We start from the raw sequence: 25,887 nt of genomic DNA on the forward strand, positions 1-25,887 counted from the left end.
CCCCTCAGGCGTCCTTGAGCCCGGGCATCTCGCCCTCGGTGGTGGTGACGTCGATCACCGAGAAGTTGGCGCCCTGGGGGTCGGTGAGCGCGGCGAACCGGCCGAAGGGGCTGGTCATCGGGCCGAAGCGGAGCACGGCCCCGCGCTCGGTGGCACGGGCCACGGCCGCGTCGCAGTCGTCGACGGTGAAGTAGACGTTGATGTACGAGGGCACCTCGGGCGGGAAGTCCTCGGTCATCCGCATCCGGCCGAGGACGGGGTCGGCGCCGAGGCCGAAGACGCGGAAGTCGACGTCGTCGTCCTCCATGTCCTTCGCCTGGTAGGGGAAGACGGCGGAGAAGAAGGTGTCGGCCTTCTCGGGCTCGCGGGTGAAGACCTCGGACCAGCAGTAGGCGCCCGGGGTCGCGACGGCCTCGAAGCCCTCGTGGGCGGCGCCCTGCCAGACGCCGAACACGGCGCCGCTGGGCTCGCGGGCGAGCGCCATCGTGCCGAAGTCACCGACCCGCATGGGCGGCATCAGCACATCCCCGCCGCTTTCCCGGATCTTCTCGGCGGTGGCGGCCGCGTCCGGGGAGGCGAAGTAGAGGCACCACTGGGACTGGCCCTCCTGGCCGGGCATCGGGGGGACGACGGCGGCGACGGCCTTGCCGTCCGCGTACGCCTGGGTGTAGTTGCCGTACTGCGACGAGGAGTCGCCGAAGGTCCAGCCGAGGACGTCGCCGTAGAACTCCTTGGCGCCCTCCAGGTCGGTGAACATCGCGTCGGCCCAGCAGGGCGTTCCTTCGGGTTGCACGGCCATGGTCGGGCCCTCTCGTTTCGCGCGGTTCGTCCCGGGACGTCACGCTAGCCGGGCGGGGGTCGGCACGCGCGGCGGAATCGGCTCGACACCGGGGGCGCGTGGCGCCTTGGATGGGCGCCGATGAGTACTCCGAAGATGCGTGCGAACGAGATCGGTATCGACGCCCCGCTGGTACGACGGCTGGTGGCCGGCCGGTTCCCGGACTGGGCGGGGCTTCCGGTACGGCGGCTGGAGTCGTCCGGCACCGAGAACGCGATGTTCCGCCTCGGCCCGGAGCTGGTGGTACGGCTCCCCCGCCACCCCGGCGCGGTGGCCGACGTGGCACACGAGAGGCGCTGGCTGCCCCGGCTCGGACCCCTGCTGCCGGTGGCCGTGCCGGAGCCGGTGGGCCTCGGGGAGCCCGGTGAGCACTTCCCCTGGCCGTGGTCGGTCTACCGCTGGCTGGAGGGCGGCAACCCGGTCGCGGGCGCCGTCGAACGGCCCGGGCGGCTGGCCCGGGATCTGGGCCGGTTCGTGACCGCGCTGCGCGCGGCCGGGACGGAGGGCGCGCCGCGCGGGTACCGGGGCGGCCCGCTGGCGGACCAGGACGCGGAGACCCGGTCGGCGCTGGCCGAGCTGACCGGCCGTATCGACACGGAGGCGGCGGGCGCGCTCTGGGAGCGGGCGCTGAGGGCCTCCGCGCACACCGGCCCGCCGGTCTGGGCGCACGGCGACCTCTCCCCCGGCAACGTCCTGGTGACCGGCGGCCGGCTCGGCGCGGTGATCGACTTCGGCTGCGCGGGGGTGGGCGACCCGGCCGTGGACCTGATCGTGGCGTGGAATCTGCTGCCCGCCTCCGCCCGCGAGACCTTCCGCGAGACGGTGGGCGCCGACGACACCGAGTGGGCCCGAGGACGCGGCTGGGCCCTGTCCATCGCCCTGGTCCAGCTGCCGTACTACTGGCACACCAACCCGGCGCTGGCGGCGAACGCCCGCCACACGATTGCCGGGATCCTGCGGGAGGGGTGACGGTGCGGGGCCGCGCGGCGCCGCGTCAAAGCAGACGCAGCGCCGCGTCCACGCTGTCGCCGCCGTGGGCGTTGAACGCGATGGCGGCCTGGGGCGCGTGACGGTGGATCAGGTTCACGATCCGCTCGAAGAGCGGCAGCAGCGCCTCCGTCTTGCGGATTCCGCCGCCGACGACGACCACGTCCCAGGGGCGCGCGTCCAGCGATGTCGTGACCGTCTCCTCGGCCGTCCCGTCGAAGACGACCAGCGCCATCGACGCGTCGATGGCGTGCTCGGCGAACCGGTTCATCTCCTTGTCGAGCGCCGTACGCAGAGCCGGGGCGTCGGCGCCGGGAATCGCCTGCGGGTCGTAACCGATCACCAGTACGAAAGGACATGGCGCCAACCTGGCAGCACGTCACCCCCGCCCGCCGGACGAGGCGTCAGCCGCCCGCGTACGCCCGCTCCAGCGCGTCGATGTCCATCTTGCCCATGGTCATCATGGCGCGCATGGCGCGGTCGGACTTCGCCGGGTCCGGGTCCTTGATCATCTCCGGCAGGCGTTCCGGGACGACCTGCCAGGAGACGCCGAAGCGGTCCTTGAGCCAGCCGCACGGGCCGGGCTCGCCGCCGTCCTCGGTCAGGCGGGACCAGTAATGGTCGACCTCCTTCTGGTCGGCGCAGAGGATCTGGAACGAGATGGACTCGTTGAAGCGGAACCGGGGACCGGCGTTGAGGGCGACGAACCGCTGGCCGTTGGCCGTGAAGTCGACGGCCAGCACGGTGCCGGGCTCCCCCGGGCTCGCCTCGCCGTGGCGGACGACGCCGTCGATGCCGGAGTCCTTGAACACGGAGACGTAGAAATGCGCGGCCTCCTCCGCCTGGCCGTCGAACCAGAGACACGTGACGAATCCGTCGGTGGTCATGAACGCCTCCCGGGCGTGGTCGGTGGTGTGTGGTGGTGTCGCAGTCGTGGATGTGGACCGGCGCGGGTGCCGGAACTCATCGGTGACGGGGGTGACCGGTGGGGAGCGGGGGCGGTTTCCGGCCACCGTGGGGTCGGGCGGCACTCGTCACGGTAGGCCGCGCGTGGCCGCGAGCCGACCGACACGCAGGCACGAAAGCGGCTCTCACCTGCATGTTTTCGCGTCAGCGCAGCGTGATCACAGGGTGCGCCCCGGGGTGCCGCCGAGCGGTCTCACGAAACTTTCACGCCACTGCTTCGGACTGCCCGCATGTGGTGCGTGACCCTGGGTACCCGCCGGGAGAGGAAGAGGAAACAGGAATAGGGCGCGGATTTCCGGGAAGCCGGGGACCACGCAGCTTCCGTGGCCGGGCACGACACTCCGGACGCAGAGGCTGACACCGAAACCGTGACTCACGTGGGAGAGGTAATGGACACCGCCGCCGGCATCCGGTCGCACACCAAGGTCGTCGATAGGACCGCACAGGACACGACGGCGGAGGAGAGCCTTCCCGGAATCGCGGACCCCACGTCCGTGGCCCCCCGGGACGCGCGGGCACTGTCCCGCCAGTTCTTCCGCCGGCTGGCCGAGCTGGAGGAGGGCACCCACGAATACCAGTACGCGCGCAACACCCTGATCGAGATGAACATGTCGCTCGTGCGGTTCGCGGCCGGACGGTTCCGGGGCCGGGGCGACGACATGGAGGACATCGTCCAGACGGGCATGATCGGTCTCATCAAGGCGATCGACCGGTTCGAGGTGTCGCGCGAGGTCGAGTTCACCTCCTTCGCGCTGCCGTACATCGTGGGCGAGATCAAGCGGTTCTTCCGGGACACCACCTGGGCGGTGCACGTCCCGCGCCGGCTCCAGGAGCTGCGCGTGGAGCTGGCCAAGGCCCGTGAGGAGCTGTCCAGCAGGCTCGACCGCGATCCGACGGTCGCCGAGCTGGCCACCCTGATGAACATCACCGAGGCCGAGGTCGTCGAGGGCCAGGTCGCCGCGAACGGCTACAACTCCTCGTCCCTGGACGCCGCGCTCACCGGTGACGGCCCCGAGGACGGCGAGGCGGTGCTCGCGGACTTCATCGGTGTGGAGGAGGAGGGCCTGCGGCTGGTCGAGGACTTCCACGCCCTCGCCCCGCTGATGGCCGACCTGAGCGAGCGCGACCGCCGGATCATCCACATGCGGTTCGTGGAGGAGGCCACCCAGGCGGAGATCGGCCAGGAGCTCGGCTGCTCCCAGATGCACGTCTCCCGGCTGATCAAGCGCATCATCGCGCGGCTGCGTCAGGGGATGCTGGGCGAACTCGGCTGCGCCTGAGTACACGGCGACGGGCCCGGTGTTCGTACCGGGCCCGTTCTGCATATATGCCCGTTCTACATATGCGGGGCGCACGAAATGTGCGGGGCAAACGAAAAGGGGCACACGAAAAGGCGGCTGCGCGGTCAGGACTCCAGCTCGACCCGGGCCCGGACTCGCTTGCCGACGGGTACGCGGTCCACGGTGATCTCGGTGGCGAGCGCGCTCACGATCTCCAGCCCGTGCCGGCCGATCCGCTGGGGGTCCTTGGGGAAGGCCCGGGGCAGGACCACGCTGCTGTCGTACACCGACACGGCGACCGTGCTGTCCGTCCCCTCCAGCTCCAGGATGTACGGGCCGTCGCTGTGCCGGTCGGCGTTGGTGACCAGCTCGCTCACGACGAGCAGCACCTCTCCCGCCACGCGGCGGTCGACCACGGCGCACCACTCGTTGCGCAGCTGTTCCAGGAACTGGGCGGCGAAGGCCCGTGCCGCGGCGATGCATCCGGGTTCGCCGGTGTAATGCGCCGCGCGTCGCAGCGGCTCCACGGGTACGTCGAAACCAGTCGGTATCACTGCCCCGCCCAGTTGTTCCGTCATGCCTGTCTCTCTCGAAGGGCCGGCCGGCCTGTCACCTGTTGCTCCTGTGCTCGTACCCCGAGGCGCGCCGGGCAGTCCACCGAGTCCGTTCGCCTCCGGCGCACCGCCTTCCCCGGCGGGAAGCGGGCGTCCTGCGGCGTTCACGGACAGCGGCCCGCACGCCGGGTCATGGCCAGAATCCCACCGGTACGCGCGGGGCAGCAGAGGCGTACGGCCGCGCGCGTGGGGCGCGTTGCGGGGCGCACTTCCGCTGACGGCCTACGTCACGGCGCAGGGCCGGGGCGAACCGGCGACGGCACGCGTCAGGCGACGGGGACGACCGGCACCACGAAGGCGGGCACGGTGCGCTGCATCCGCAGGGCGTCGACCGACTCGGCGAGAAGCTCGTACTCCGTGGTGTCGTCACAGGCGGCGATGCGCACCAGCCGGCCGGCCGCCAGCTCGTCCGCGACCTGCTCCTGCCGCAGATCGTCGGCGCACCAGGCGCGCAGCAGGGTGGGCACGTCGGCCACCGTGCCCGCGACGGGGACCAGGGCGCCCGGCGGGAACACCGTGTTCTCCGGGAGCGGGTCGAGCCGCTCGGCCATCCACGAGGCGCGGTCCCGCAGCCACCACAGGGCGAGGGCGAGGGTGGGCGCGCGATAGGTGCCGAGCGGTACGCCCACGCGCTGTCCGTCGCACACTCCGTACGCGGTGACATGGCACAGGAATTCGTCGTGCACGCTCACTCCCCCGTGGCCTGGCCGATATGGCGGTCGGACCCTCGCTTTCCGGTGCGGCTCGTATGTGGTGAGAAGTGCCCCTCGCATTCCGAGTATCGCCACGGGGGAAACGCTGTCACCACGTCTTTCCGGCCAGTCTCCTGGCATATGCGAGGCGGGGGCCGGTCCGGCCCTGTCCGAAAACACGGGGCAAGCCATGGCCACGCATTAGTCGTTGCGTGATCAACCGCTCCGCTTTACGGGCGGCCCGGAAAGCGGACACCGTGTGAATATCAGGGAAGTCATGTGAATGCCGGGGGTGTCATGTGAATGCGGATTGCGGCCGCGCGGGTGACGGCCCGGCCGCAATCCGCTCCCGGCGGCGAATCCATCCATCGGATGAACGTGTCCGCCCGGCCGCATGTCCGGTGCCCGCCGGACGCAGTGTGTGGGTGCCGTCCCGACGGCCGGGACATCACCGAAGGAAAGGTCACGCACGTCATGCGCACTGAGGCCATCGACCGGGTCGCCCTCGTCTTCTCGCTCTTCGACGCCAACGGCAACGGCCACCTGGACCCGGGGGACTTCGAGCTGATGACCGCCCGGGTGACGGCGGCGGCCGAGGGGGCGTCCCCGGCCGCGCGGAAGCGGATCGCGGCCGCGTTCCGGCGGTACTGGGAGACGCTGTCGGCCGAGCTGGACGCCGACCGGGACGGAAGGATCACGCCGGACGAGTTCCGGGCGTGCGTGCTCTCCCCGGAGCGATTCGCCCCGACGGTACGGGAGTTCGCGGAGAGCCTGGCCGCCCTGGGTGACCCCGACGGGGACGGCCTGATCGAACGCCCGCTGTTCCTCGCGCTGATGGAGGCCATCGGATTCCAACGCGCCCACATCGAGGCGCTCTTCGACGCCTTCGAGCCGGACGCCTCGGACCGGATCACGGTGGAGACGTGGATCGCCGGCATCGAGGACTTCTACGCCCCGGACAAGGCGGGCATCCCCGGGGACCGGCTGGTGGGGGCGGGCGGCTGAATCCCCGAACTCCGGATATCGCGAGGGGAGTCGGGGAGAAGAGGAGTGTGCACCGCCGGCCTGGTCGGGGAGGGGACGACCGGGCGGGCGGTGGACATCCCGCAGACGGCTGCCGCGCCCCTCTCGGGATCGGCAGTCGCCGTTCAGCCGCTCATCCCTTCAACACCGCGTCGATCCGCGCCAGTTCACCGTCCTCGAAGTCCAGGTTCCGCAGCGCGCCCACGCTGTCCTCAAGCTGACCGGGACTGCTCGCGCCGACCAGGGCCGAGGTGACCCGGCCGCCCCGCAGCACCCAGGCGAGGGCGAGCTGCGCCAGGGACTGTCCCCGGGACTTGGCGATGCCGTCCAGGGCGCGCAGGCGGCCGACCAGGTCCTCGGTGACGGCGTCGGAGTTCAGGAAGGGGCTGTCGCTCGCGGCGCGGGAGTCCTCGGGGATGCCGTCCAGATAGCGGCCGGTGAGCAGGCCCTGCTCCAGCGGGGAGTAGGCGATGGAGCCGACGCCGAGCTCGTCCAGGGCGTCGAGCACGCCCTCGTCCTCGGGGCGCCGGTCGAGCATCGAGTAGCGCGGCTGGTGGATGAGGAGCGGGGTGCCCAGCCCGGCCAGGATGCGGGCGGCCTCCCGGGTCTGCTCGGCCGGGTAGTTGGAGACGCCGACGTAGAGCGCCTTGCCCTGCTGGACGGCGGAGTGCAGGGCACCCATCGTCTCCTCCAGCGGGGTGTCGGGGTCGAAGCGGTGGGAGTAGAAGATGTCCACATGGTCCAGGCCCATACGCTTCAGCGACTGGTCCAGTGAGCCCAGCACATACTTGCACGAGCCCCATTCGCCGTACGGGCCGGGCCACATGAGGTAGCCCGCCTTGGTGGAGATCACCAGCTCGTCGCGGTACGGCGCGAAGTCGGCCTTCAGGGCCTCGCCGAGGGCGGACTCGGCGGCGCCGGGCGGGGGCCCGTAGTTGTTGGCGAGGTCGAAGTGGGTGACGCCGAGGTCGAAGGCGCGGCGCAGGATCGCGCGCTGGGTCTCCACGGGGCGGTCGGGGCCGAAGTTGTGCCACAGGCCGAGGGACAGCGCGGGGAGCTTCAGTCCGCTGCGTCCGGTGCGCCGGTAGGGCATGTCGGCGTAGCGGTCGGGGTGTGCGGTGTACAACGCGACTCCAGTGGGGTGGGCACTCGGTCTTCCCGGCTGCCGGACGTCCGGCAGCCTCCCCCACTCTTCCCCGGGGCCCGGTCAGCGGTCCAACAGGAGAATCCGATGGGTTTGAGCGAGCGGGCTTCTCAATCCGGTTAGGCTTCTCCCTCATGGAACTGCGTCATCTCCAGCACTTCGTCGCGGTCGCCGAGGACCAGCACTTCACCCGGGCAGCCGAGCGGCTGATGGTGTCCCAGTCGGGTCTGTCGGCGTCGATCCGCTCCCTGGAACGCGAGCTGCGGGCGCCCCTTTTCGTACGCACCACCCGGCGGGTGACGCTCACCGAGGCCGGGCGGGCGCTCCTGGTGGAGGCCGAGCGGGTGCTCGCGCAGGTGCGCGCGGCGCACGAGGCCGTGGCCGCCGTCCAGGGCGTGCTGCGCGGCACGGTCGCGCTGGGCACCGAGCAGTGCATCGCCGGGGTGCGGGTGGCGGGGCTGCTCGCGGCCTTCCGCCGGGAGCACCCGGACGTGGAGATCCGGCTGCGCCAGACCGGTACGGGCACGCTGGCCGAGGAGGTGGCGGCGGGCCGCCTGGACCTGGCCTTCGCCTACCGCACCCGCACGGACGGCGACCAGCTGCGGGCCGTGGCGCTGACCAGCGAGCCCATGACGGTGCTGTGCCACCCGGAGCACCGGTTCGCCGGGGCCGGCGCACACCTCGCCCCCGAGGACCTCGCGGGCGAGGTGTTCGTGGACTTCCACCCGGACTGGGGTCCGCGCCGGGCGACGGACGCGGCGTTCGCGGCCGCCGGGGTACGGCGCACGGTCGCCCTGGAGGTCAACGACGTGCACAGTCTGCTGGACCTGGTGGACGAGAACCTCGGCATCGCGGTCGTCCCCCGGCACTTCCGGCACAAGCGGTCCTCGCTCACCGCGCTCCCGCTGAAGGGCATGGGCGAGGCGGCGTACGAGACGGTGGTGCTGCTGCCCCCGGAGCGCGCCACCAGCCCGGCCGCCCGCGCCCTGATCTCGCTGCTGGGCACCGAGGAGGCGGCCGTACCGGCGGAACCGGCGGTGACGGGGCCGCTCGGCGAGGTGTGACGCGCCCCGCGACGCCCGGCGTGACGCGCCGTCAGTCCATCGGGGCGCGGCGGGCGCCGGGATGCGCGAAGGTGGACCCATGCATGCCAAGGACATCCTCATCGACGGTTTCGGCCGCATCCGGGAAGAGGTCCACGCCGTCCTGGACGGTCTCGGCCCCGACGAGTTGGACACGAGCCCCGCGCCCGGCGCCAACACCATCGCCTGGCTGGTCTGGCATCTCACCCGGGTGCAGGACGACCACGTCGCCGACGCCTTCGGCCTGGACCAGGTGTGGCTGTCCGACGGCTGGGAGAAGCGCTTCGGGCTGAAGCTCCCCGCGCACGACACGGGTTACGGGCACACCCCGGCGCAGGTCGCGAAGGTCCGGGTGGACTCGGCGGACCTGCTGACCGGGTACTACGACGCGGTGCACGAGCAGAGCCTGAAGGCGCTGCGGTCGGTCACGGCGGGCGACCTGGAGCGCGTGGTGGACGAGCGGTGGAGCCCGCCGGTCACGCTCGGGGTGCGCCTGGTGAGCGTCCTGTCCGACGATCTCCAGCACGCCGGACAGGCCGCCTACGTACGCGGGCTGCTTCAGACAGCGGCCGCGTAGCCCGGCAGGATCACGTCCTCGATGAGGGCCTTGCGCTCGTCGAACGGGATGAACGCGCTCTTGACGGCGTTCACCGTGACCGTGCGCAGGTCCTCGGCCGTCCAGCCCGCCTCCTCGACGAGCAGGGACATCTCCCGGGTCATCGTGGTGCCGGAGACCAGCCGGTTGTCGGTGTTGAGGGTGACCCGGAAGCCGAGGTCCTTCAGCGCGGTGATGGGGTGCTCGGCGATGGAGGTCGCGCAGCCCGTCTGGAGGTTGGAGGTGGGGCACATCTCCAGCGCGACGCGGCGGTCACGGACCCACCCGGCCAGGCGGCCGAGCTTGCCGTCCACGATGTCCTCGGTGAGGCGGACGCCGTGGCCGATGCGCTGGGCGCCGCAGACCTGGAGGGCCTGGTGGACGCTGGGCAGGCCGTACGCCTCGCCCGCGTGGATGGTGAACGGCACGCTCTCGCGGCGCAGCAGCTCGAAGGCGGCCAGGTGGTCGGCGGGCGGGAAGCCGTCCTCGGCGCCCGCGATGTCGAAGCCGACGACGCCCGCGTCCCGGTAGGCGACGGCCAGCTCGGCGGCCTCCCCCACCCGGTCGAACATCCGCATCCCGCAGAGCAGGGTGCCCACGCGCACGGGCGTCCCGGCGGCGGCCGCCTTGGCCATGCCGGCGGCGAGACCCTCCTGCACGGTCTCCACGACCTCGCGCATGGTGAGCCCGCCCTGCGTGTTCAGCTCGGGGGCGTAGCGCACCTCGCCGTAGACCACGCCGTCGGCGGCGAGGTCGAGGACGTACTCCTCGGCGACGCGCAGCAGACCCTCACGGCTCTGCATCACGGCGAGGGTGTGCTCGAAGGTGCCTATGTAGCGCACCAGGTCACCGGAGTTGGCGGCCTCGACGTACCAGGCGGCCAGCTCGTCGGGGTCGGTGGTGGGCAGGGTGTGGCCCACCGACGCCGCGAGTTCGACGAGCGTGGCGGGGCGCAGTCCGCCGTCGAGGTGGTCGTGCAGCACGGCCTTGGGGAGCCGGCGGAGGGTGTCGGTGTCGATGCGGGGCGCGGTCATGGCGGCTTCCTCGGCGGATCGTGCGGGAGTGCGGGGTGCGGGGGTTCAGGCGGCGGGCTGGAGGAGGTCCCAGCGGTTGCCGTAGAGGTCCTGGAAGACGGCGACGGAGCCGTAGGACTCGTGGCGGGGCTCCTCCAGGAAGGTCACTCCGGCGGCGGTCATGCGCGCGTGGTCGCGGGCGAAGTCGTCGGTGTGCAGGAAGAAGCCGACCCGTCCGCCGGTCTGGTCGCCGACGCGGGCGCGCTGGGCGTCGTCCTTGGCGCGGGCGAGCAGCAGTCCGGTGCCGTCGTTGCCCTCGCCCGGTACGACCACGACCCAGCGGGCGCCGTCCGGACGGGGCTCGTCCTCGGCCAGCCGGAAGCCCAGGGCCTCGGCGTAGAAGCGGATGGCCTCGTCGTAGTCGTCCACAACGAGGGTGACCAGGGCAACGCGTCGCATCGGGACCTTCCGGTGGGGGTGGTTAGCGGGAGAGGTTATACGTAAAACCTGACGTGCGCCAGTCACCTCCCGAGGGAGGTGTTCCACGGGCCGGCCCCCCTGGTCGCGCGGGTCGGGAAGGGCCCGCAGGGCGCGCGCCGCCGGGCCGGACAGGGCGGGGCGGCGAAACGGGCGGGTCCTTGACACCGCTGCGGCTTTTTGGCCTTTCCGGCCCTCGGTCATAGTCGGCGCCATGGACTATGACGTAGTGGTGGCCGGAGGCGGCCCGGTCGGACTGATGGTGGCCTGCGAGCTCCGGCTCGGGGGCGCGCGGGTGGCCGTCCTGGAGCGCCTCACCGAAGTGAACCCGACGGTCAAGGGCGGGGCGATCACCACGCCCGGCGCCGAGGCGCTCTACCGCCGGGGCATGCTGCCCGCACTGGCCGAGCTGCAGCGGCAGGCGCTGGACCGCTTCCGGGCGTTCATCCGCGAACAGAACAGCGAGGACGGAGGCGAGGGCACGGGCCAAGGGCTCGGGATCGTCGGGCACTTCGCCGGAATCATGCTGCGCGCCGACCTGGTCGACCGTACGGAGCCGGGTCTCGGCGACACCGGACCCGCCGCCGAGATCGCTTTCGTGGCGCAGCAGGACATCGAGCGGCTGCTCGGCGCGCGGGCGGCCGAGCTCGGCGTCGACGTGCGCCGGGGAGTGAAGCTGACCGGCTTCGACGCGGACGACGAGGCCGTCACGGTACGGACCGGCCACGGGGTCCTGCGCGCCGGCTGGCTCGTGGGCTGCGACGGCGGCCGCAGCACGGTCCGCAAGCTCGCGGGGTTCGGCTTTCCCGGTACGGAACCGGAGATCACCTGTCACCAGGCGGTCGTGGAGATGGCCGGCGCCGAGGACTTGAAGATCGGCTGGACCGCCACGGACACCGGGGTGTACGCCTACGGGCCGATGCCGGGCCGCGTCGTCACCGTGGAGTTCGAGGGCCCGCCGGCCGACCGGGACGCGCCGGTCACCGCCGAGGACCTTCAGGCGCGGCTGCGCCGTGTCTCCGGCGTGGACATCACGATCACCGAAGTACGGACCGCGACCCGCTTCACCGACCACGCCCGCCAGGTCACCGACTACCGCAAGGGCCGGGTGCTGCTGGCGGGCGACGCGGCGCACGTGCACTCCGCGTTCGGCAGCCAGGGGCTGAGCCTGGGTGTCGGGGACGCGATGAACCTCGGCTGGAAGCTCGCCGCGGTGATCGCCGGCCGGGCGCCGGAAGGGCTGCTGGACACGTACACCGCCGAGCGGCACCCGGTCGGCGCACGGGTCCTGGACTGGACCCGGTCCCAGGTCGCGGCCATGCGCCCGGACCCGCGGTCCCGGGCCCTGCGCGAGATCGTCGGCGACCTGGCGGGGACGGTCGCGGGCACCACGTACCTCACCGCGCGGCTCAACGGTGGCGGGGTGCGGTACGGCCTGCCGGGCGGGCACCCGCTGACCGGGCGCAACACCCCGGACCTCGAACTCACCGACGGCAGCCGCCTCGCGGACCACCTCCACGGCGGCCGGGCACTCCTGCTCGACCTCACCGACGACCCGGAGCTCCGGACCCTGGCCGCGGGATACGCCGGCCGCGTCGACACCCTCACCACCGGCTGCCCGTCCCGCCCGGAACTGGCGGCGGTCCTCGTCCGTCCGGACGGCTTCACGGCCTGGGCAGCCGACGCGGCGGCGAACACACCGACGCCGGCCGCCGGGCTGGCGGAAGCGCTGGAGGAGTGGTTCGGAGTGCCAGCGGGAGCGGTCACGCCGGGGTGAGTCCGGCACCGTGCTCAGCAGCCCGGAGAGGGTGCCCCGCAGCCGCTGGTTCTCCTCACGGGAGGGCCGCGCGGCGCCGGGTCAGTCCGCCGCGCGGTGCAGGGCGTTCAGCCGGGTCAGTTCCTCGTCGGTCAGCCGCAGGGCGCCCGCCGCGATGTTCTCCGTGAGGTGGTCCGGGTTGCCGGTGCCGGTGATCGCGAGGACGTGCGGGCCCTGGTGCAGGGTCCAGGCGGTGCGGACCTGGGCCGGCCTCACCCCGTGGGCGCGGGCGACCTCCGCCACGGCGGTCTCGGCGCGTCCGGCGACGGCACCGCGCTCGGCGCCCTCGCCCGCGACGGCGAAGTACGGCACGAAGGCGATCCCGCGCTCCCCGCACAGCCGGAGAAGCGTGTCGGCCTCCGGGTCGGGCAGGTCGAGCGCGTACCGCTGCTGCACGGACACCACGGGGGCGATCTCCAGCGCCTCGGTGAGGTGCCGCGGCTGGACGGCGGAGATGCCGAGGTGCCGGATCAGCCCGGCCTCGCGCAGCTCGGCGAGCGCGCCGAAGTGCTCGGCTATGGAGTCCTGCCGCATCCGGCGCAGATAGACGAGGTCGAGGTGGTCGCGGCCGAGCTGGCGCAGGTTCTCCTCGACGTGGCCGCGCAGCTGGTCCGGGCGCGCGGCGGTGCCCCACTCGCCGTCCTGTTCGCGGAACGGGCCGACCTTGGCGGCGATGAGCAGCTCGTCGGGGTACGGGGCGAGCGCGGTGTTGACGAGTTCGTTGGCGGAGCGGAGCGCGGAGAAGTAGTAGGCGGCCGTGTCGATGTGGTTCACCCCGAGCTCGACGGCCCGGCGCAGCACGGCGATCGAGCGCCCGCGCTCGCTCGGGGTGCCCTCGTGGAAGGCGGAGCTGCCGGTCAGGCGCATGGTGCCGAAGCCGGTGCGGTGGACGGGGAAGTCGCCGAGCTTGAAGGTGCCCGACGCGGCTGCGGTGATCGTTTCGGCGGTCATCCGGCGGAGTGTCGCACACCGGGGCGGGCGGGGGGCGGGGTTTTCGGACGGTCCGTGAGCACCGGGCCGGTTGGGGGGTGGCGGTCGGCTCCGCTGGGCGAGAATCGTCGGTATGACGATCACCGCGCACCCCCTCGTCGCCCGTGCCCGGCAGCTCGCTTCCTCCCTGCTGGAGCCCGAGGCCGCGCGGGTGGACCAGGAGGGCGTGCCCGCCGGTCATGTCGAGGCCGTCAAGCGGTCGGGGCTGCTGGGGGTGACGGCGCCGGTGGAGTACGGCGGGGCCGGGGCACCGGCGGCCGTACTGCGGGAGACGGCGGAGATCCTGGCCGGGGCGTGCTGCTCGACTTGGTTCGTGCAGACGCAGCACCACACGCCGGTGCAGACCCTGGTGCGGGGTGAACAGGCGGCCCGGGAACGGCTGTTGGGCCCGCTGTCGCGCGGGGAGCTGCTCTCCGGGGTGGCGTACGCGCATCTGCGGGCGTACCCGAGGACTCCGGTGCGGGTACGACGGCAGGGCGGCGGATGGCGGTTCGACGGCAGCGTGCCCTGGTTCACGGGGTGGGGGCTGAACGACCTGATGCTGCTGGCCGGGGTGACCGGGGACGGCGAGGTGCTGTTCGCCTTCGTCGAGGCCCGCGAGCAGCCCGGGCTGCGGGCGTCGGCGCCGATGCGGCTCGCGGCGCTCTCCGCCGCCCGTACGGTCTCCCTCGAACTGGACGGTCTGTGGGTGCCCGAGGAGGCGGTGGCCCTGCGCGTCCCGTACGAACAGTGGGCCCCGGGCGACCGCGCGAAGACCCTGAACGCCAACCCGGCGGTCTTCGGCATCGCCTCCGCCGCGCTGTCCCTGCTGGACGAGGAGACGGCGGCCCCGCTCCGCGCCCGTCTCGCGGACATCCGCCTCCGCGCCTACGCCCTGGCCGACCACCCGGAGCCGCTGGAACGGGCCGGGGAGCGGCTGGCCGTGCGCGCGGAGGCGTACGCGGCCCTGACCGAGGCGACCACGGCGGCGGTCGTGGCCGGCGGCGGACGGGCGATGTCCCTCACCGCCCGCGCCCAACGCCTCGCCCGCGAGGGGCTGTTCCTGCTGGTCCAGGGGCAGACGGCGGAGACCAGGGAGGCGCATCTGCGGGCGCTGGCGGGGTGACCGGCACGGCCTTTCGCCAGGTCCGCAGCACTCGACTCTTCACCAGGTCCGCAGCACTCGACCTTTCACCGGGTCCGCAGCATCCGGCTTTTCAGCGGGCCCGCAGCACCCGGCGGGCCACGAGGTGGGTCCCGGCCGTCACGGCGGCGGCGAACCCCAGCCCGCGCAGCACATCACCAGGCCCGCCCGGCCGCAGTACACCCGCGCGCCGCAGCCGGCCACGGGCCCACAGTGTGAAGGGGATGACGACCAGCGGGCTCGTCACGGCCCCTGGTGTGTACCCCCAAGTGAGGGCCGACTGGCAAGTGAGGGCCGACTGGTCCAGATGGACCACGCCGTGCAGACCGAAGGCGTCGAGCGCGCTCTGGGTGACGGAGGATCCCACGCGGGCTCCCGCACCCGACCGTTCATGCGTCATGAACCCGCAGTCTGTCAGGCCGTGTTGACGCGGAAGGGCTCAGTCCTCGGTCCGCTTCTCCAGCACCACGAGGAAGCTGTCCGACTCCAGGTCCATCACCACGGTCGCGGGACGGCCCTCCGCGCGGCGGGCCGCCGCGTACTCCTCCGCGGGCCACGATCCACGGGGCGAACCTGCGGGAAACCGCTCCAGCACCTTGGCGACCATGGCTGCGGACACCTCCGGAGGACGACGAGACGTACAGCGTGTACTCCCCCGTCTGCCCCGGAACGGGCCGGCCACGCACCGTACGCCGGGCAGCCACGCACCGTACGCCGCCGGGTCCCGCACCGCGACCTCGGCAGGCGCCGGCCGCGCCGCGCGGGCACGCTGGTCGGAAGGGCAGCACGCACGCATCCGCGGGGCGCGGCCGGGGGGAAGCACCAGGGCGGGGAGTACGGCACGGCAGGACACACCGACGCGGAGGACCCGGGACGATGAACCACGACCACTCCACGGGCGGCGGCCCGCTCTGCCTCGTGACCGGCGCGACCGGCTACATCGGCGGCCGTCTGGTGCCGGAGCTGCTGGAGGCCGGGTACCGGGTGCGCTGTCTCGCCCGCACCCCGCGCAAGCTGCGCGACCATCCGTGGGCCGGGCGGGTGGAGATCGTCCGGGGCGATGTCACGGACCCGGAGTCGACGGCCGAGGCGATGCGGGGCGTCGACGTGGCGTACTACCTGGTGCACGCGCTCGGCACCGGCGACGACTTCGAGGCGACCGACCGCCGCGCGGCCGGCAACTTCGGCAGGCAGGCCAAAGCCGCCGGGGTGCGCCGGATCGTCTACCTCGGCGGGCTCACCCCGGCCGACGTGCCCGAGGGCGAACTCTCCCCGCACCTCAGGTCGCGCGCCGAGGTGGGCCGCATCCTGCTGTCCTCGGGCGTGCCGACGGCCGTGCTGCGCGCGGCGGTGATCATCGGTTCGGGCTCGGCCTCCTTCGAGATGCTGCGCTATCTCACCGAGCGGCTGCCGGTGATGGTCACCCCGAGCTGGGTGCACACCCGTATCCAGCCGATCGGTGTGGAGGACGTGCTGCGGCTGCTGGTCGGCTGCGCGGAGCTGCCCCCGGACGTCAGCCGCGCCTTCGACATCGGCGGCCCGGACGTGCTCACGTACCGCGAGATGATGCTCCGGTACGCGCAGGTGGCGCACCTCCCCCACCGGCTCATCCTGTCGGTGCCGATGCTGACGCCGGGGCTGTCCAGCCACTGGGTCGGGCTGGTGACGCCGGTGCCCGCGTCCATCGCGCGGCCGCTGACGGAGTCGCTGCGGCACGAGGTGGTGTGCCGGGAGCACGACATCCGGCGGTATCTGCCCGAGCCGCCGGGGCATCCGTACGGCTTCGACGCGGCGGTGCGGCTCGCGCTGCGCCGGGTGCGGGAGGCCAAGGTGGACACGCGCTGGTCGTCGGCGTCCCTGCCCGGCGCACCGAGCGAGCCGCTGCCCACCGACCCCGACTGGGCGGGCGGCAGCCTCTACTCCGACGAGCGCGAGACCGTGGTGGACGCCCCGGTGCGGGCCCTGTGGCGGGTGATCGAGGGCGTGGGCGGCGACAACGGCTGGTACTCCTTCCCGCTGGCCTGGAGCCTGCGGGGCTGGCTGGACCGCGCGATGGGCGGGGTCGGGCTGCGCCGGGGACGCCGGGACGCCGAGCGGCTGCGGGTGGGCGACTCGCTGGACTTCTGGCGGGTGGAGGAGGTCGAGCCGGAGCATCTGCTGCGGCTGCGGGCCGAGATGCGGCTGCCGGGTCTCGCGTGGCTGGAGATGTGCTCCTCCCCGGACGGCGACGGCCGCAGCGTCTACCGCCAGCGCGCCCTGTTCCATCCGCGCGGGCTGCTCGGCCAGGCGTACTGGTGGGCGGTCTCGCCGTTCCACGCGCTCGTGTTCGGCGGCATGGTCCGCAACATCGCGCGCGCCGCGTGCCGGGAGCCCGAGGACCGCGCGAAGTCACCGGCCCTGCGGCGGCGCGGGAACCCGGCCGCCCGGCGCTGAAACCGGCGCCCGCCGAAGGAACCCGCCCCCGGGTGCGTCCGCCGGGCACTCCCGGCCGGAAGAGTCAGCGTCCGTACCACCTGCTCGTACGTACGACCTGCTCGCCCGAACCGCCCGCTCGCCCGAACCGTCTGCTCCGGAGCCGCCCGATGAACACCTCGGTCGTCCTGTTCACCGCCGACCTGCGTCTGCACGACCATCCGCCGCTGCGCGCGGCCCTGGACGGCTCCCGTCAGGTCGTCCCCCTCTTCGTGCGCGACCCGGCCGTGGCGGCCGCGCACGACGCGCCCAACCGGCAGGCGTTCCTCGCCGACTGTCTGCGCGACCTGGACGCCGGGCTGCGCGAGCGCGGCGGGCGGCTCGTGGTGCGCTCCGGCGACGTGGTGGAACAGGTGTGCAAGGTGGTCGCGGAGGCGGACGCCGACGAGGTGCATCTGTCGGCCGACGTGAGCGAATACGCCCAGCGGCGCGAGCAGCGGCTGCGCGACGCGCTGGAGGCGGACGGGCGCAGGCTGCACGTGCACGAGACGGTGACGGGGGCGGTGGCGCCCGGCGCGGTCACCCCGGCGTCCTCGGACCACTTCGCGGTGTTCACGCCGTACTTCCGCCAGTGGTCGGGCGAGCGGCTGCGGGACGCGGTGGCCGCGCCGCGCGTGGTGCGGGTGCCGGAGCACGTCGGCTCCGAGGAGCCCCCCGCCCGGTCCGCCGTCTCCGGCGTCTCCCCCGGTCTGGCGGAGGGCGGCGAGGAGGAGGGCCGCAGGCGGCTGGCCGCATGGCTGCGTTCGGGGGTCGGCGCGTACGAGGACCGGCACGACGACCTCGCGGGCGACGCCACCTCCCGGCTCTCCCCGCATCTGCACTTCGGCGCGCTGTCCGCGATCGAGCTGGTGCACCGGGCCCGGCGGGCGGGCGGCGCGGGCGCGGAGGCGTTCGTACGGCAGCTCGCCTGGCGGGACTTCCATCGCCAGGTGCTGGCCGCCCGCCCGGCCGTCTCGCACGCCGACTACCGCACCAAGCACGACCGTTGGCGCTCCGGCCGCGCGGCCGAGGCCGACATCGAGGCCTGGCGCGAGGGCCGCACCGGCTACCCGGCGGTGGACGCGGCGATGCGCCAACTGCGCTACGAGGGCTGGATGCACAACCGGGGGCGGCTGCTGACGGCGAGTTTCCTGGCCAAGACGCTGTACGTGGACTGGCGGGTGGGCGCCCGGCACTTCCTCGGTCTGCTGGTCGACGGCGACATCGCCAACAACCAGCTCAACTGGCAGTGGATGGCGGGCACGGGCACGGACACCCGCCCCAACCGCGTCCTCAACCCGGTCACCCAGGCGAAGCGGTACGACCCCGACGGCACGTATGTACGGCGCTGGGTCGAGGAGTTGGCGGAGATCGAGGGACCGGCCGTGCACGAGCCGTGGAAGCTGCGCGGCCTCGACCGGGCGGCCGCCGGAGACTACCCGGACCCGATCGTGGAACTCCCCGAAGGGCTGGCCCGGTTCAAGCACGCGCGGGGACGTGACTGAGCGTCAGGACCATTCAACAGGGCGCCGGATCAGTCCGGTTGGCCGGCGCCGTACGCCGCCGTCAGCGTGGCCAGGGCGTCGGTGAGGCCGGTGGGGCGGACCATGCCCCGGGTGGGGCGGCCGCTCCAGCCGGGGCCGCCGAGCATGACCAGGGGCTGTGCACGGGCGCCGCGTACGCCCCACGCGGTGGCCGCGATGTGCCGGGCGAGCTGCGGGGCCGCCGTGGCGCGGGCCTGGGCCCACAGCACGACCGCCGCCGGGCCGAGCCGCCGTACGGCGGCGCCGAGCGCGTCGGCCGGGACGGCGGCGCCGAACATGCGGGTGGGGATGGCGCTTTGGGCGAGCGAGGCGTTGAGCGCCTCCAGTGGAAGGGTGTGCTGTTCGCCGGGCACGCAGGCCAGCAGGACGGGTGCCACGGACGTGCCCACGGGAGCGGTGTGGTGGCGCAGCGCGGTGGAGACGTGCCAGGACAGCAGGTGCTCCACCTCGACGTAACGGTCCCCGGAGGACGCCCACTTGCGGCCCACGGCGTGCAACGCGGGCGCCATCACGTCCTGCCAGGCGACGGTGAGGCCGAACTCCGTGATGGCGCGGTCGAGTTGCCGCGCGACGGCGGGGGCGTCCAGGCGGACGGCGGCGCGGGCGAGCCCCCGGCACTCCTGGCGTACGTCACCGAGGGGCAGGGCGCCGGCGGCCCGGGAGCGCGGGGCGGTCCGCACGGCGGGCGGCGCGTTCTCCCGCGTCCGGTTCCTGGCGGCGCGGGCCGCCTCGGCGGGCGGCACACCGGAGGCGGTGAGGCGGCACATCGCCTCCAGGACGGCCACGTCGTCCGGGGCCCAGCGCCGGTGGCGGCCGTCGGCGCGGGCGGCGGGCCCGATGCCGTAGCGGCGGTCCCAGGAGCGCAGCGTGGTGGGCGAGACGCCGAGCCTGCGGGCGAGGGCGCCGGTGGTCAGCCCCGCGTCGGCGGACACGGGCCACGCGGACAGCGGGGGCTCGGGGTCCGGTCCGGTGCGCACCGGTTTGTCGTCCATAAGGCGACTATACGACGCAGAAACGATGCGAGTTGTGAGCGCCCGCGGCCCGCTCACACGATGGCGGAACCGTCGTCCCGTGAGGAGCCGAGGTCATGTTCCCGTATCCGGCCGCGCCCGCCGCCGCCCCCGCCGAACCCGCCGCCTCCCGGTGGGTCGCGGCCGAGGAGTCGTACGGCGCCGAGGAGATCGCCCGGGGGCTGGTGACGGGCGACGAACGCTGTCTGGCCGCCGCCTATCACCGCTGGTCGCCGCTGGTGTACACGCTGGCGCGGCGGGCGCTGGGGAACGCCGGGGAGGCGGAGGACGTGACCCAGCAGGTGTTCCTCGGGGTGTGGCGGGGGCGGGCGGGTTACCGCCCGGAGCGGGGGCCGCTGCCCGGCTGGATCGTCGGCATCGCCCGGCGCAAGATCGCCGACGCGCTGGCCGCGCGCACCCGGCGCGGGGAGCTGGTCACGGCGGCGGGGACGGCCCTGCCGGACCCCACGGCCGCCCCGGAGCCGGAGTCGGCACTCGACCGGGTGCTGGTGCGGCGGGAGCTGGGGCGCCTCCCGGCGGCGCAGCGGCGCGTGCTGTATCTGGCGTTCTACGAGGACCTCACCCAGCCGCAGATCGCGGCCCGCACGGGGTGGCCGCTGGGCACGGTGAAGAGTCACGCGCGCCGGGGACTGCACCGGCTGCGGTGCGGCATCGAGCGGCCGGAACCGGTGGAGGCGGGCGCCTGAGCAAGGGGCCGGGCGCACTCCGGTTTCCACGTTTCCGCAGACAAACCGGCCCAACCCCTACACACCGGGCCATAAAAGGCGCAGACTATGAAGAACGGCGGTGCTGCACCGCTCACCCCACCAGCGCGGTCCAGCCCCGCAGTACGCGAGGGAAGGGAGCACACGCTGACATCGCAGGACAACGAAGGACGCGAGGCCGGTTCGCCCGGGCGGACCGGCCTCCCCATGTCCTGCGGCAGCCGCTGACGTGTGCCGCGACAGCCGCCGGCGTGCCCTGCGGCAGCCGTTGATGATCCGGTTCCGGACGGACCCGGCTCCGGGGGGACTGCCTCCGCTTATAGCGGGAACATGCCAAGGCAGCGAGGGCCCGGACCCGGAGGGGTGGACATGGAAATCTCAGGCATCATCAGCGCCATAGTCATCGGCGTCATCATCGGCGTGCTCGGCCGGCTGGTCGTACCCGGCCGCCAGCACATCGGCATTCTGCTGACCATCGTCGTCGGCATCGTGGCCGCCCTGCTGGGCTCCGCGATCGCGGCCGGGCTCGGGGTGGCGGACACGGACGGGCCCGACTGGATCGAATGGCTGATCCAGATCGCCCTGGCGGCGGCCGGTGTGGCGGCGCTGGACCGGTCGCGGGGACGCCGCTGACCGGACCCACGTCCCTTGGAAGACGACGACCGGGCGTGACGTCCCGTGGATCCGATGACCGGACGTCACGCCCCGTACAGATAAGGGGTCGTGGTGGTCAGCGCCCGGAAACCGAGTCGCTCCAGGATGGGGCGGCTCATGTCCGAGGCGTCGACCTGGAGATAGCGGCAGCCGTGCGCGGCGGCGGCACGGGCGCGGTGGGCGACCAGGGCGCGGTAGACGCCCCGGCCGCGCCACCGCTCCACGGTGCCGCCGCCCCACAGTCCCGCGAACGCGGTCCCGGGCACGAGTTCCAGCCGGGCGGCGGCGACCGGCTCGTCACCGGCGAGCGCGACCACCGCGAGGACGGTGCCGGGGTCGGCGGCGAGCCGGGTGAGCAGGTGGTGCCGCAGCCGGGCGCCGTCCTTCCCGAACACCTCGTCGTGCACGCGCACGACGAGTTCGATCCCGGCCTCGTCGGTGGCCCGGACGACGCGCACCCCGGCGGGCGGCTCGGCGTCCTGGGCCACCCGGGCGGTCTCGGCCACCATCAAGGTCTCCTCGTCCTCGGCCCGGAAACCGGCGGCGCCGAGCCGCTCACCGAGATCGGCCGGCCGGTCGTGGCCGTAGAGCTTCCACTCGAACTCCTGGCCGAGGCCGGTGAAGTGGGCGATCTGCTCCTCGATGGCGCGCTGCGCGTCCGTCTCGTCGAGCCCCGACCAGAGGACGGCGTTCCACCCGCCCGTCTCCGAGACGTGGCGCACCACACCGCCGGCCCTCTCGATCCGCGCCCCCGGACCGTCGGCGCGTGCGCCCTCACGCATCTCACGGTCGTACGCGGCCAGTACCGCTGTTTCGTCCATGGTGTCACTTCAGCAGCCGACTCCCGCGCGGGCAAAGGAATTTGCCCGCACGGAGAGACGCATCGAGGCGGTCAGCCCAGTTCGAGGGTGGCCACGCCGAACACCCGGTCCAGGGCGTGTTCGCGGACCGGCCCGGTGTACATGCGGGCGGTCTCGAAGGAGGGGGCCAGGCCCAGGCCGAGGGCCAGTTCGACGGCCGCCTTGTTCGGCTCGGGAATGTCCACGGCGATCCGCTGTCCGGCGAACCCGGCCGAGAGCGCGGTCAGCAGGGCGCGGGCGTCGTCGGCGGTGTCCGCGAAGAGCGGGCCGACGCGCGGGCAGTCGTGTCCGGGGCGGATCACGCCGTACCCGGTCAGGCGCCCGGCGTCCTCGCGGACGACGGCGCGGTGCCCGGGGAGGGTGAGCCACTCGGCGAGGAAGCGGGGGCGGTCGGCCGGGGAGCAGGCGCTGTCGTACGCGGTGACGGCGGCGAGGTCGGCTGCTCCGGCGGGGCGCACCCCCTCGGGCACCGGGCCGGTGGGGGCCGGGCCGGTGTAGCGGGCGGTGCGGTGGGCGAGTTCGAAGCCGGAGCGGCGGTAGTTGTCCTGCTGGGCGACGACGCCGTCCAGGCCGACGGTGCGGGTGCCCGCGTGCGCGAGGGCGGTCTTCCAGGTGGCGAGCCCGTGTCCCTGGCCGCGCAGATCGGGACGTACGAGGTAGCAGCCGAGGAAGGCGTAGTCCTCGCCGTAGTTCACGACGGAGACGGCCGAGACCGGCTCGCCGTCGATCCGGCCGAGGAAGAAGCCCTCGGGGTCCTGGGCGAAGAAGGCGGGCCCGTCGGACAGTCCCGGGTTCCAGCCCTCCGCCGCCGCCCATGCGCTGATCACCGGCCAGTCGGCGAGGGTGGCCTGGGTGACGACGAGATCCTGGGGGGCCGGTGACGTCATCGGTGCGCTCCATTTCTGGGGGCGCGCGGATCGTCCCGGCGTACGGGCGCTCTCCGCGCGGGTGGGACCACGGACGGTGCGACGGCTCGCCGCACCCGCCGCATCCTTCCCGATCCGGCGTGCGCACGCCATGCCGGTTCCGGGCACGGCGGAAGTCAACGCAACTGCGGCGTGCGGACGTTGACGACACGTCCGGCGGGCCCGGCTCCGCCGTCCATGTCAAAGGCCTCCGCCGTCCATGTCAAAGGCCCCACCGAGGCCGGTCGCGTCCGGTGGGGCCGTGCGCCGGCGCGGTCAGCCGACGCGGGTCGGCCGGAAGCGGCGGTACAGGGCCGCTCCGGCGACGATGAACGCCGCGCTGCCCGCGAGCGCCGGGGCCGTCCCGTCCGTACCCGTGTGCGCGAGGGTGCCCTCGGGCGGCGCCGCGGGGGTGTGCGGCTTGGGGTGGGACTTCGGCGGGGCCGGGGGTTCCGGCGTGGCCGGGGGCTCGGTGGGGGGCGGGGTGACCGGCGGAGCCACCGGCGGGGGCGTGGTCTCCACCGGGCCGTTCTGGCAGTGGTTGCCGAAGGCCGGGTTGGCCACTCCCACGACGTCGGCCGTGTTGCCGCACGCGTTCACCGGCACGTCCACGGGCAGCTGGATGCCGTTGCCCGAGAGCACACCGGGCGAGCCGTGCGTGACCGCGTGCGCCGAGGAACCGGAGGTGGCCGTGCCGACACCCGCGTGGGCGGAGCCGCCCGAGGTGCCGGAGCCGGAGCCGCTGCCGGAGTCGTCGCTCCCGGAGTCGGAGCCGGTGTTCGCGCAGGAGTTGCCCATCGCCGGGTTGAGGAGCCCGACCACGTTCACCGTGTTGCCGCACGCGTTCACCGGCACGCTCACCGGGACCTGGACGCTGTTGCCGGAGAGCACACCGGGCGAGCCCACCGCAGCGCCGTCGGCAGAGGCGCCGCCGGCCGCGAAGGCGGCGGACACCGGCATCGCCATGGCCATCGCGCCGGACGCGGCGGCCACACCGATCACACCGTTACGGGTAGCCCGTTTCATAGGTTTGCCTGCCTTCCAGAGATCGTCGCGGGCAGTCGCCCGCACCACATAGAACGCGGCCGGACCATCCGAGTTATGGCTATTCCTGCTTTCACCCCATCGAGTGGCCCGGTCCATCGAATGGCTTGACGCCGCCCGAACGAGTCAGAAGCGGGCTTTCAAACGACCGCGAAACGGTCGTGAACGCGTCCGGAATCGAGCACGCCGTGCGGCCCGGAGCAGGCAGGGTACGGCCTCCGGCGCCCCTCGACCCGCCGGGAGGCGGCGGCCCCGGGGCCCGCTTATCGTGAGGACGGCGCGGCTCCAGATCCCCCGGTCGGCCGCGTCCCGGGAGGCGATCGATGCCGGCGAAGCTGACCAGACGACGATCCGCCCTGCGGCGCGGCGCGAGCGCCGGCGTCCTCACCCTCGCGCTGCTCGGCGCCGGACTGCCCGTCGCGGCGGCCGGCACCCCCGCGCCCGGTCTGTCCCGCTTCTACGACCAGAAGGTGGCCTGGGGCGTCTGCGAGGGCCCGGACATGCCCCGGGACCTCCAGTGCGGCAAGGTCACCGTGCCCCTCGACTACGCGCACCCCGGCGGCGCCACCCTCGATCTGGCGCTGGCCCGCTACCGGGCGACCGGGAAGCAGCACGGCTCGCTGCTGCTGAACTTCGGCGGCCCGGGAGCGCCGGGCGTCGCCCAGCTCGCCGCGAGCGGCAAGGCCTTCATGGACCTGACCAACGGCTACGACGTGGTCACCTTCGACCCGCGCGGCGTCGGCCGCTCCTCCCCCGTCAGCTGCGGCGCGGGCCAGGACCCGGCGGCGGACGCGGCGGCCTCGGACTCCGATCTGGACATCCGCCGCCCGCAGGCGCTGCTGACCCGGCTGCGGCAGTCCGCCGAGCTGTGCGCCCGCTACTCCGGCCCCGTCCTCCAGCACATGGGCACGGTCGACGCGGCCCGCGACATGGACGTGATCCGCCAGGCGCTGGGCCGCAAGAAGCTGGACTACCTGGGCTTCTCCTACGGCACCCGGCTCGGCGCGGTCTACGCGGCCGAGTTCCCGCACAAGGTCGGGCACATGGCCCTGGACGGCGTGGACACGCTGACCGAGCCGCTGTCCGAGCAGGGCAGGGCCGGTGCCGAGGGGCAGCAGACGGCGCTGGACTCCTTCGTGGACTGGTGCACGGGTGACGTGGGCTGTCCCTTCGGGCAGGACCCGCGGGCGGCCCGCGACCAGGTGGTGCGGCTGGTGCGCTCGCTGGACGCGAACCCGGTGCCCACGGACTTCGGCGGCACCTTCTCGGGCCAGGACCTGGTGGGCGCGATCGGGCAGGGCCTGTACAGCAAGCAGCTCTGGCCGTCGCTGGAGCGCGCGCTGGCCTCCCTGATGGAGGACGGCGACACCCGGCGCGTCCTCAGCTTCGCCACCGGCGGGATCTCGGCGCCGCCGCGCACCGAGGGGAGCGGGAGCGGCGGCACGGGCGGCCGGCACGCCGGTCTGGCGGACACCGAGGACGTGCCGGTCGACAACCTGCCCGCCGCGCTGCTGGCGGTCAACTGCGCCGACGACCCGGACCGCCCCTCGGACGCCCGGGTCACCAAGGACCTCAAGGACCTGCGCTCCTCCTACGACGAGGCGTCCCCGGTCTTCGGCCGCTACCGGCTCACCCAGCTGCTGATGTGCTACGGCCGCCCCAAGGGCACGGACTACATACGCGACGAGGTGAGGGACGTGCCGTCCGCCCGGATGCTGCTGATCGGCACGCGCGGCGACCCGGCGACCCCGTACCGCTGGACCACGGAGACGGCGAAGCGGCTGGGCGACGCGGCCGTGGTGCTCGACAACAAGGGCGACGGCCACACCGGCTACGCCTCCTCCAAGTGCGTGCACCGCAAGGTCAACGACTTCCTGCTGTACGGCTCACTGCCGCCGAACGGCAGTTCCTGCCCGGCGGACGGCAACTCCTGGAGTTCGCCCGTGGAGGGCGACGAGTGAGCCGCCCCGGGAAGGGTGACGGTGTAGCGCAATCGGGTCACACCGCCGATTCCGGTACAACCCCACAGGCCGGACCACCGTCCTACCGGTCGG

At 73.4% G+C, this 25,887-nt stretch carries 27 protein-coding genes; 12 read left to right on the forward strand and 15 right to left on the reverse strand.

Annotation, left to right across the window (positions count from 1 at the left end):
- Positions 1 to 4: 4 nt before the first annotated feature.
- Complete coding sequence (locus tag AB0898_RS22245; protein ID WP_366804686.1) at positions 5 to 799, reverse strand: VOC family protein; 795 nt, start codon at positions 797 to 799, stop codon at positions 5 to 7.
- 120 nt (positions 800 to 919) lie between these two features.
- Here AB0898_RS22245 and AB0898_RS22250 point away from each other — a divergent pair, with 120 nt between their 5' ends.
- On the forward strand, positions 920 to 1,807 hold the full coding sequence (locus AB0898_RS22250) for an aminoglycoside phosphotransferase family protein (RefSeq protein ID WP_366804687.1): 888 nt from the start codon (positions 920 to 922) through the stop codon (positions 1,805 to 1,807).
- Positions 1,808 to 1,832: 25 nt separating this feature from the next.
- Here the strand turns inward: AB0898_RS22250 and AB0898_RS22255 are convergent, their stop codons facing one another.
- Both AB0898_RS22255 and AB0898_RS22260 read right to left on the reverse strand, forming a co-directional pair.
- Complete coding sequence (locus AB0898_RS22255; RefSeq protein ID WP_366804777.1) at positions 1,833 to 2,171, reverse strand: hypothetical protein; 339 nt, start codon at positions 2,169 to 2,171, stop codon at positions 1,833 to 1,835.
- 58 nt (positions 2,172 to 2,229) lie between these two features.
- Positions 2,230 to 2,712, reverse strand: coding sequence for a VOC family protein (locus AB0898_RS22260; RefSeq protein ID WP_366804688.1), 483 nt, complete (start codon positions 2,710 to 2,712; stop codon positions 2,230 to 2,232).
- 468 nt (positions 2,713 to 3,180) lie between these two features.
- Here AB0898_RS22260 and AB0898_RS22265 point away from each other — a divergent pair, with 468 nt between their 5' ends.
- A complete protein-coding gene (locus tag AB0898_RS22265; RefSeq protein ID WP_366804689.1) occupies positions 3,181 to 4,071 on the forward strand; it encodes an RNA polymerase sigma factor SigF in 891 nt (296 codons plus the stop codon).
- A 125-nt stretch (positions 4,072 to 4,196) separates the two neighbouring features.
- Here the strand turns inward: AB0898_RS22265 and AB0898_RS22270 are convergent, their stop codons facing one another.
- Positions 4,197 to 4,649 carry an ATP-binding protein gene (locus tag AB0898_RS22270; RefSeq protein ID WP_366804691.1) on the reverse strand — a complete coding sequence of 151 codons (453 nt, stop codon included), beginning with the start codon at positions 4,647 to 4,649 and terminating at the stop codon, positions 4,197 to 4,199.
- A 302-nt stretch (positions 4,650 to 4,951) separates the two neighbouring features.
- Positions 4,952 to 5,371 (reverse strand): hypothetical protein, encoded by a 420-nt coding sequence (locus AB0898_RS22275; protein WP_366804692.1) that lies wholly within the window; start codon positions 5,369 to 5,371, stop codon positions 4,952 to 4,954.
- A 480-nt stretch (positions 5,372 to 5,851) separates the two neighbouring features.
- Between AB0898_RS22275 and AB0898_RS22280 the strand changes: the two genes are divergently transcribed.
- Positions 5,852 to 6,382 carry an EF-hand domain-containing protein gene (locus AB0898_RS22280; RefSeq protein ID WP_366804693.1) on the forward strand — a complete coding sequence of 177 codons (531 nt, stop codon included), beginning with the start codon at positions 5,852 to 5,854 and terminating at the stop codon, positions 6,380 to 6,382.
- Positions 6,383 to 6,533: 151 nt separating this feature from the next.
- On the opposite strand, the gene mgrA is transcribed toward AB0898_RS22280, so the two are convergent.
- On the reverse strand, positions 6,534 to 7,526 hold the full coding sequence (gene mgrA, locus AB0898_RS22285) for an L-glyceraldehyde 3-phosphate reductase (RefSeq protein WP_366804694.1): 993 nt from the start codon (positions 7,524 to 7,526) through the stop codon (positions 6,534 to 6,536).
- A 152-nt stretch (positions 7,527 to 7,678) separates the two neighbouring features.
- On the opposite strand from mgrA, the gene AB0898_RS22290 reads away from it, so the two are divergent.
- A complete protein-coding gene (locus AB0898_RS22290) occupies positions 7,679 to 8,608 on the forward strand; it encodes a LysR substrate-binding domain-containing protein (RefSeq protein WP_366804695.1) in 930 nt (309 codons plus the stop codon).
- A gap of 79 nt (positions 8,609 to 8,687) precedes the next feature.
- Positions 8,688 to 9,203 (forward strand): mycothiol transferase, encoded by a 516-nt coding sequence (locus tag AB0898_RS22295; protein WP_366804696.1) that lies wholly within the window; start codon positions 8,688 to 8,690, stop codon positions 9,201 to 9,203.
- On the opposite strand, the gene AB0898_RS22300 is transcribed toward AB0898_RS22295, so the two are convergent.
- Positions 9,185 to 10,255: an adenosine deaminase gene (locus AB0898_RS22300; protein ID WP_366804697.1), complete on the reverse strand. Its 1,071-nt coding sequence runs from the start codon at positions 10,253 to 10,255 to the stop codon at positions 9,185 to 9,187. The genes AB0898_RS22295 and AB0898_RS22300 overlap by 19 nt on opposite strands.
- Before the next feature lie 45 nt (positions 10,256 to 10,300).
- The gene (locus tag AB0898_RS22305) at positions 10,301 to 10,693 is read right to left on the reverse strand and encodes a VOC family protein (RefSeq protein WP_366804698.1); all 393 of its coding nucleotides are present in this window, start codon (positions 10,691 to 10,693) and stop codon (positions 10,301 to 10,303) included.
- A gap of 232 nt (positions 10,694 to 10,925) precedes the next feature.
- On the opposite strand from AB0898_RS22305, the gene AB0898_RS22310 reads away from it, so the two are divergent.
- Complete coding sequence (locus tag AB0898_RS22310; protein ID WP_366804699.1) at positions 10,926 to 12,488, forward strand: FAD-dependent oxidoreductase; 1,563 nt, start codon at positions 10,926 to 10,928, stop codon at positions 12,486 to 12,488.
- Positions 12,489 to 12,569: 81 nt separating this feature from the next.
- Here the strand turns inward: AB0898_RS22310 and AB0898_RS22315 are convergent, their stop codons facing one another.
- Positions 12,570 to 13,478, reverse strand: a complete 909-nt coding sequence (locus tag AB0898_RS22315; RefSeq protein WP_366804700.1) for an aldo/keto reductase — start codon at positions 13,476 to 13,478, stop codon at positions 12,570 to 12,572.
- Positions 13,479 to 13,590: 112 nt separating this feature from the next.
- On the opposite strand from AB0898_RS22315, the gene AB0898_RS22320 reads away from it, so the two are divergent.
- Entirely contained in the window at positions 13,591 to 14,622 is a 1,032-nt protein-coding gene (locus AB0898_RS22320; protein WP_366804701.1) for an acyl-CoA dehydrogenase family protein, read from the forward strand.
- 91 nt (positions 14,623 to 14,713) lie between these two features.
- Here the strand turns inward: AB0898_RS22320 and AB0898_RS22325 are convergent, their stop codons facing one another.
- Positions 14,714 to 15,007 (reverse strand): HXXEE domain-containing protein, encoded by a 294-nt coding sequence (locus AB0898_RS22325; RefSeq protein ID WP_407078385.1) that lies wholly within the window; start codon positions 15,005 to 15,007, stop codon positions 14,714 to 14,716.
- A 72-nt stretch (positions 15,008 to 15,079) separates the two neighbouring features.
- Entirely contained in the window at positions 15,080 to 15,247 is a 168-nt protein-coding gene (locus AB0898_RS22330) for a hypothetical protein (RefSeq protein ID WP_366804702.1), read from the reverse strand.
- 269 nt (positions 15,248 to 15,516) lie between these two features.
- Between AB0898_RS22330 and AB0898_RS22335 the strand changes: the two genes are divergently transcribed.
- Both AB0898_RS22335 and AB0898_RS22340 read left to right on the forward strand, forming a co-directional pair.
- Entirely contained in the window at positions 15,517 to 17,073 is a 1,557-nt protein-coding gene (locus AB0898_RS22335) for an SDR family oxidoreductase (RefSeq protein WP_366804703.1), read from the forward strand.
- 149 nt (positions 17,074 to 17,222) lie between these two features.
- Positions 17,223 to 18,596, forward strand: coding sequence for a deoxyribodipyrimidine photo-lyase (locus AB0898_RS22340; RefSeq protein ID WP_366804704.1), 1,374 nt, complete (start codon positions 17,223 to 17,225; stop codon positions 18,594 to 18,596).
- A 29-nt stretch (positions 18,597 to 18,625) separates the two neighbouring features.
- Here AB0898_RS22340 and AB0898_RS22345 read toward each other — a convergent pair whose 3' ends face one another.
- Positions 18,626 to 19,627 (reverse strand): MerR family transcriptional regulator, encoded by a 1,002-nt coding sequence (locus tag AB0898_RS22345; protein ID WP_366804705.1) that lies wholly within the window; start codon positions 19,625 to 19,627, stop codon positions 18,626 to 18,628.
- A 95-nt stretch (positions 19,628 to 19,722) separates the two neighbouring features.
- Here AB0898_RS22345 and AB0898_RS22350 point away from each other — a divergent pair, with 95 nt between their 5' ends.
- Complete coding sequence (locus AB0898_RS22350) at positions 19,723 to 20,352, forward strand: sigma-70 family RNA polymerase sigma factor (RefSeq protein ID WP_366804706.1); 630 nt, start codon at positions 19,723 to 19,725, stop codon at positions 20,350 to 20,352.
- Positions 20,353 to 20,739: 387 nt separating this feature from the next.
- Complete coding sequence (locus tag AB0898_RS22355) at positions 20,740 to 21,003, forward strand: GlsB/YeaQ/YmgE family stress response membrane protein (protein WP_366804707.1); 264 nt, start codon at positions 20,740 to 20,742, stop codon at positions 21,001 to 21,003.
- A gap of 65 nt (positions 21,004 to 21,068) precedes the next feature.
- Here AB0898_RS22355 and AB0898_RS22360 read toward each other — a convergent pair whose 3' ends face one another.
- The 3 genes from AB0898_RS22360 to AB0898_RS22370 all read right to left on the reverse strand — a co-directional run bounded on the left by AB0898_RS22360 (position 21,069) and on the right by AB0898_RS22370 (position 23,815).
- On the reverse strand, positions 21,069 to 21,845 hold the full coding sequence (locus tag AB0898_RS22360; protein ID WP_366804708.1) for a GNAT family N-acetyltransferase: 777 nt from the start codon (positions 21,843 to 21,845) through the stop codon (positions 21,069 to 21,071).
- Positions 21,846 to 21,916: 71 nt separating this feature from the next.
- Positions 21,917 to 22,771, reverse strand: a complete 855-nt coding sequence (locus tag AB0898_RS22365) for a GNAT family N-acetyltransferase (RefSeq protein WP_366804709.1) — start codon at positions 22,769 to 22,771, stop codon at positions 21,917 to 21,919.
- A 294-nt stretch (positions 22,772 to 23,065) separates the two neighbouring features.
- Positions 23,066 to 23,815 carry a chaplin gene (locus tag AB0898_RS22370; protein WP_366804711.1) on the reverse strand — a complete coding sequence of 250 codons (750 nt, stop codon included), beginning with the start codon at positions 23,813 to 23,815 and terminating at the stop codon, positions 23,066 to 23,068.
- Positions 23,816 to 24,156: 341 nt separating this feature from the next.
- Between AB0898_RS22370 and AB0898_RS22375 the strand changes: the two genes are divergently transcribed.
- Positions 24,157 to 25,794 carry an alpha/beta fold hydrolase gene (locus tag AB0898_RS22375; protein WP_366804712.1) on the forward strand — a complete coding sequence of 546 codons (1,638 nt, stop codon included), beginning with the start codon at positions 24,157 to 24,159 and terminating at the stop codon, positions 25,792 to 25,794.
- Positions 25,795 to 25,887: the final 93 nt, after the last annotated feature.

This window comes from Streptomyces sp. NPDC005435, assembly GCF_040703155.1.
Taxonomy (GTDB): domain Bacteria; phylum Actinomycetota; class Actinomycetes; order Streptomycetales; family Streptomycetaceae; genus Streptomyces.

What these genes read in the sequence shown, in the direction of transcription:
- AB0898_RS22305 (WP_366804698.1), bottom strand. Translation starts at nt 10,693, where the DNA reads ATGCGACGCGTTGCCCTGGTCACCCTCGTTGTGGACGACTACGACGAG.
- AB0898_RS22310 (WP_366804699.1), top strand. Translation starts at nt 10,926, where the DNA reads ATGGACTATGACGTAGTGGTGGCCGGAGGCGGCCCGGTCGGACTGATG.
- AB0898_RS22265 (WP_366804689.1), top strand. Translation starts at nt 3,181, where the DNA reads ATGGACACCGCCGCCGGCATCCGGTCGCACACCAAGGTCGTCGATAGG.
- AB0898_RS22300 (WP_366804697.1), bottom strand. Translation starts at nt 10,255, where the DNA reads ATGACCGCGCCCCGCATCGACACCGACACCCTCCGCCGGCTCCCCAAG.
- AB0898_RS22245 (WP_366804686.1), bottom strand. Translation starts at nt 799, where the DNA reads ATGGCCGTGCAACCCGAAGGAACGCCCTGCTGGGCCGACGCGATGTTC.
- AB0898_RS22345 (WP_366804705.1), bottom strand. Translation starts at nt 19,627, where the DNA reads ATGGACGACAAACCGGTGCGCACCGGACCGGACCCCGAGCCCCCGCTG.
- AB0898_RS22365 (WP_366804709.1), bottom strand. Translation starts at nt 22,771, where the DNA reads ATGACGTCACCGGCCCCCCAGGATCTCGTCGTCACCCAGGCCACCCTC.
- AB0898_RS22320 (WP_366804701.1), top strand. Translation starts at nt 13,591, where the DNA reads ATGACGATCACCGCGCACCCCCTCGTCGCCCGTGCCCGGCAGCTCGCT.
- AB0898_RS22260 (WP_366804688.1), bottom strand. Translation starts at nt 2,712, where the DNA reads ATGACCACCGACGGATTCGTCACGTGTCTCTGGTTCGACGGCCAGGCG.
- AB0898_RS22360 (WP_366804708.1), bottom strand. Translation starts at nt 21,845, where the DNA reads ATGGACGAAACAGCGGTACTGGCCGCGTACGACCGTGAGATGCGTGAG.
- AB0898_RS22350 (WP_366804706.1), top strand. Translation starts at nt 19,723, where the DNA reads ATGTTCCCGTATCCGGCCGCGCCCGCCGCCGCCCCCGCCGAACCCGCC.
- AB0898_RS22295 (WP_366804696.1), top strand. Translation starts at nt 8,688, where the DNA reads ATGCATGCCAAGGACATCCTCATCGACGGTTTCGGCCGCATCCGGGAA.
- AB0898_RS22340 (WP_366804704.1), top strand. Translation starts at nt 17,223, where the DNA reads ATGAACACCTCGGTCGTCCTGTTCACCGCCGACCTGCGTCTGCACGAC.
- AB0898_RS22250 (WP_366804687.1), top strand. Translation starts at nt 920, where the DNA reads ATGAGTACTCCGAAGATGCGTGCGAACGAGATCGGTATCGACGCCCCG.
- AB0898_RS22375 (WP_366804712.1), top strand. Translation starts at nt 24,157, where the DNA reads ATGCCGGCGAAGCTGACCAGACGACGATCCGCCCTGCGGCGCGGCGCG.
- AB0898_RS22330 (WP_366804702.1), bottom strand. Translation starts at nt 15,247, where the DNA reads ATGGTCGCCAAGGTGCTGGAGCGGTTTCCCGCAGGTTCGCCCCGTGGA.
- AB0898_RS22270 (WP_366804691.1), bottom strand. Translation starts at nt 4,649, where the DNA reads ATGACGGAACAACTGGGCGGGGCAGTGATACCGACTGGTTTCGACGTA.
- AB0898_RS22355 (WP_366804707.1), top strand. Translation starts at nt 20,740, where the DNA reads ATGGAAATCTCAGGCATCATCAGCGCCATAGTCATCGGCGTCATCATC.
- AB0898_RS22280 (WP_366804693.1), top strand. Translation starts at nt 5,852, where the DNA reads ATGCGCACTGAGGCCATCGACCGGGTCGCCCTCGTCTTCTCGCTCTTC.
- AB0898_RS22315 (WP_366804700.1), bottom strand. Translation starts at nt 13,478, where the DNA reads ATGACCGCCGAAACGATCACCGCAGCCGCGTCGGGCACCTTCAAGCTC.
- AB0898_RS22290 (WP_366804695.1), top strand. Translation starts at nt 7,679, where the DNA reads ATGGAACTGCGTCATCTCCAGCACTTCGTCGCGGTCGCCGAGGACCAG.
- AB0898_RS22335 (WP_366804703.1), top strand. Translation starts at nt 15,517, where the DNA reads ATGAACCACGACCACTCCACGGGCGGCGGCCCGCTCTGCCTCGTGACC.
- AB0898_RS22370 (WP_366804711.1), bottom strand. Translation starts at nt 23,815, where the DNA reads ATGAAACGGGCTACCCGTAACGGTGTGATCGGTGTGGCCGCCGCGTCC.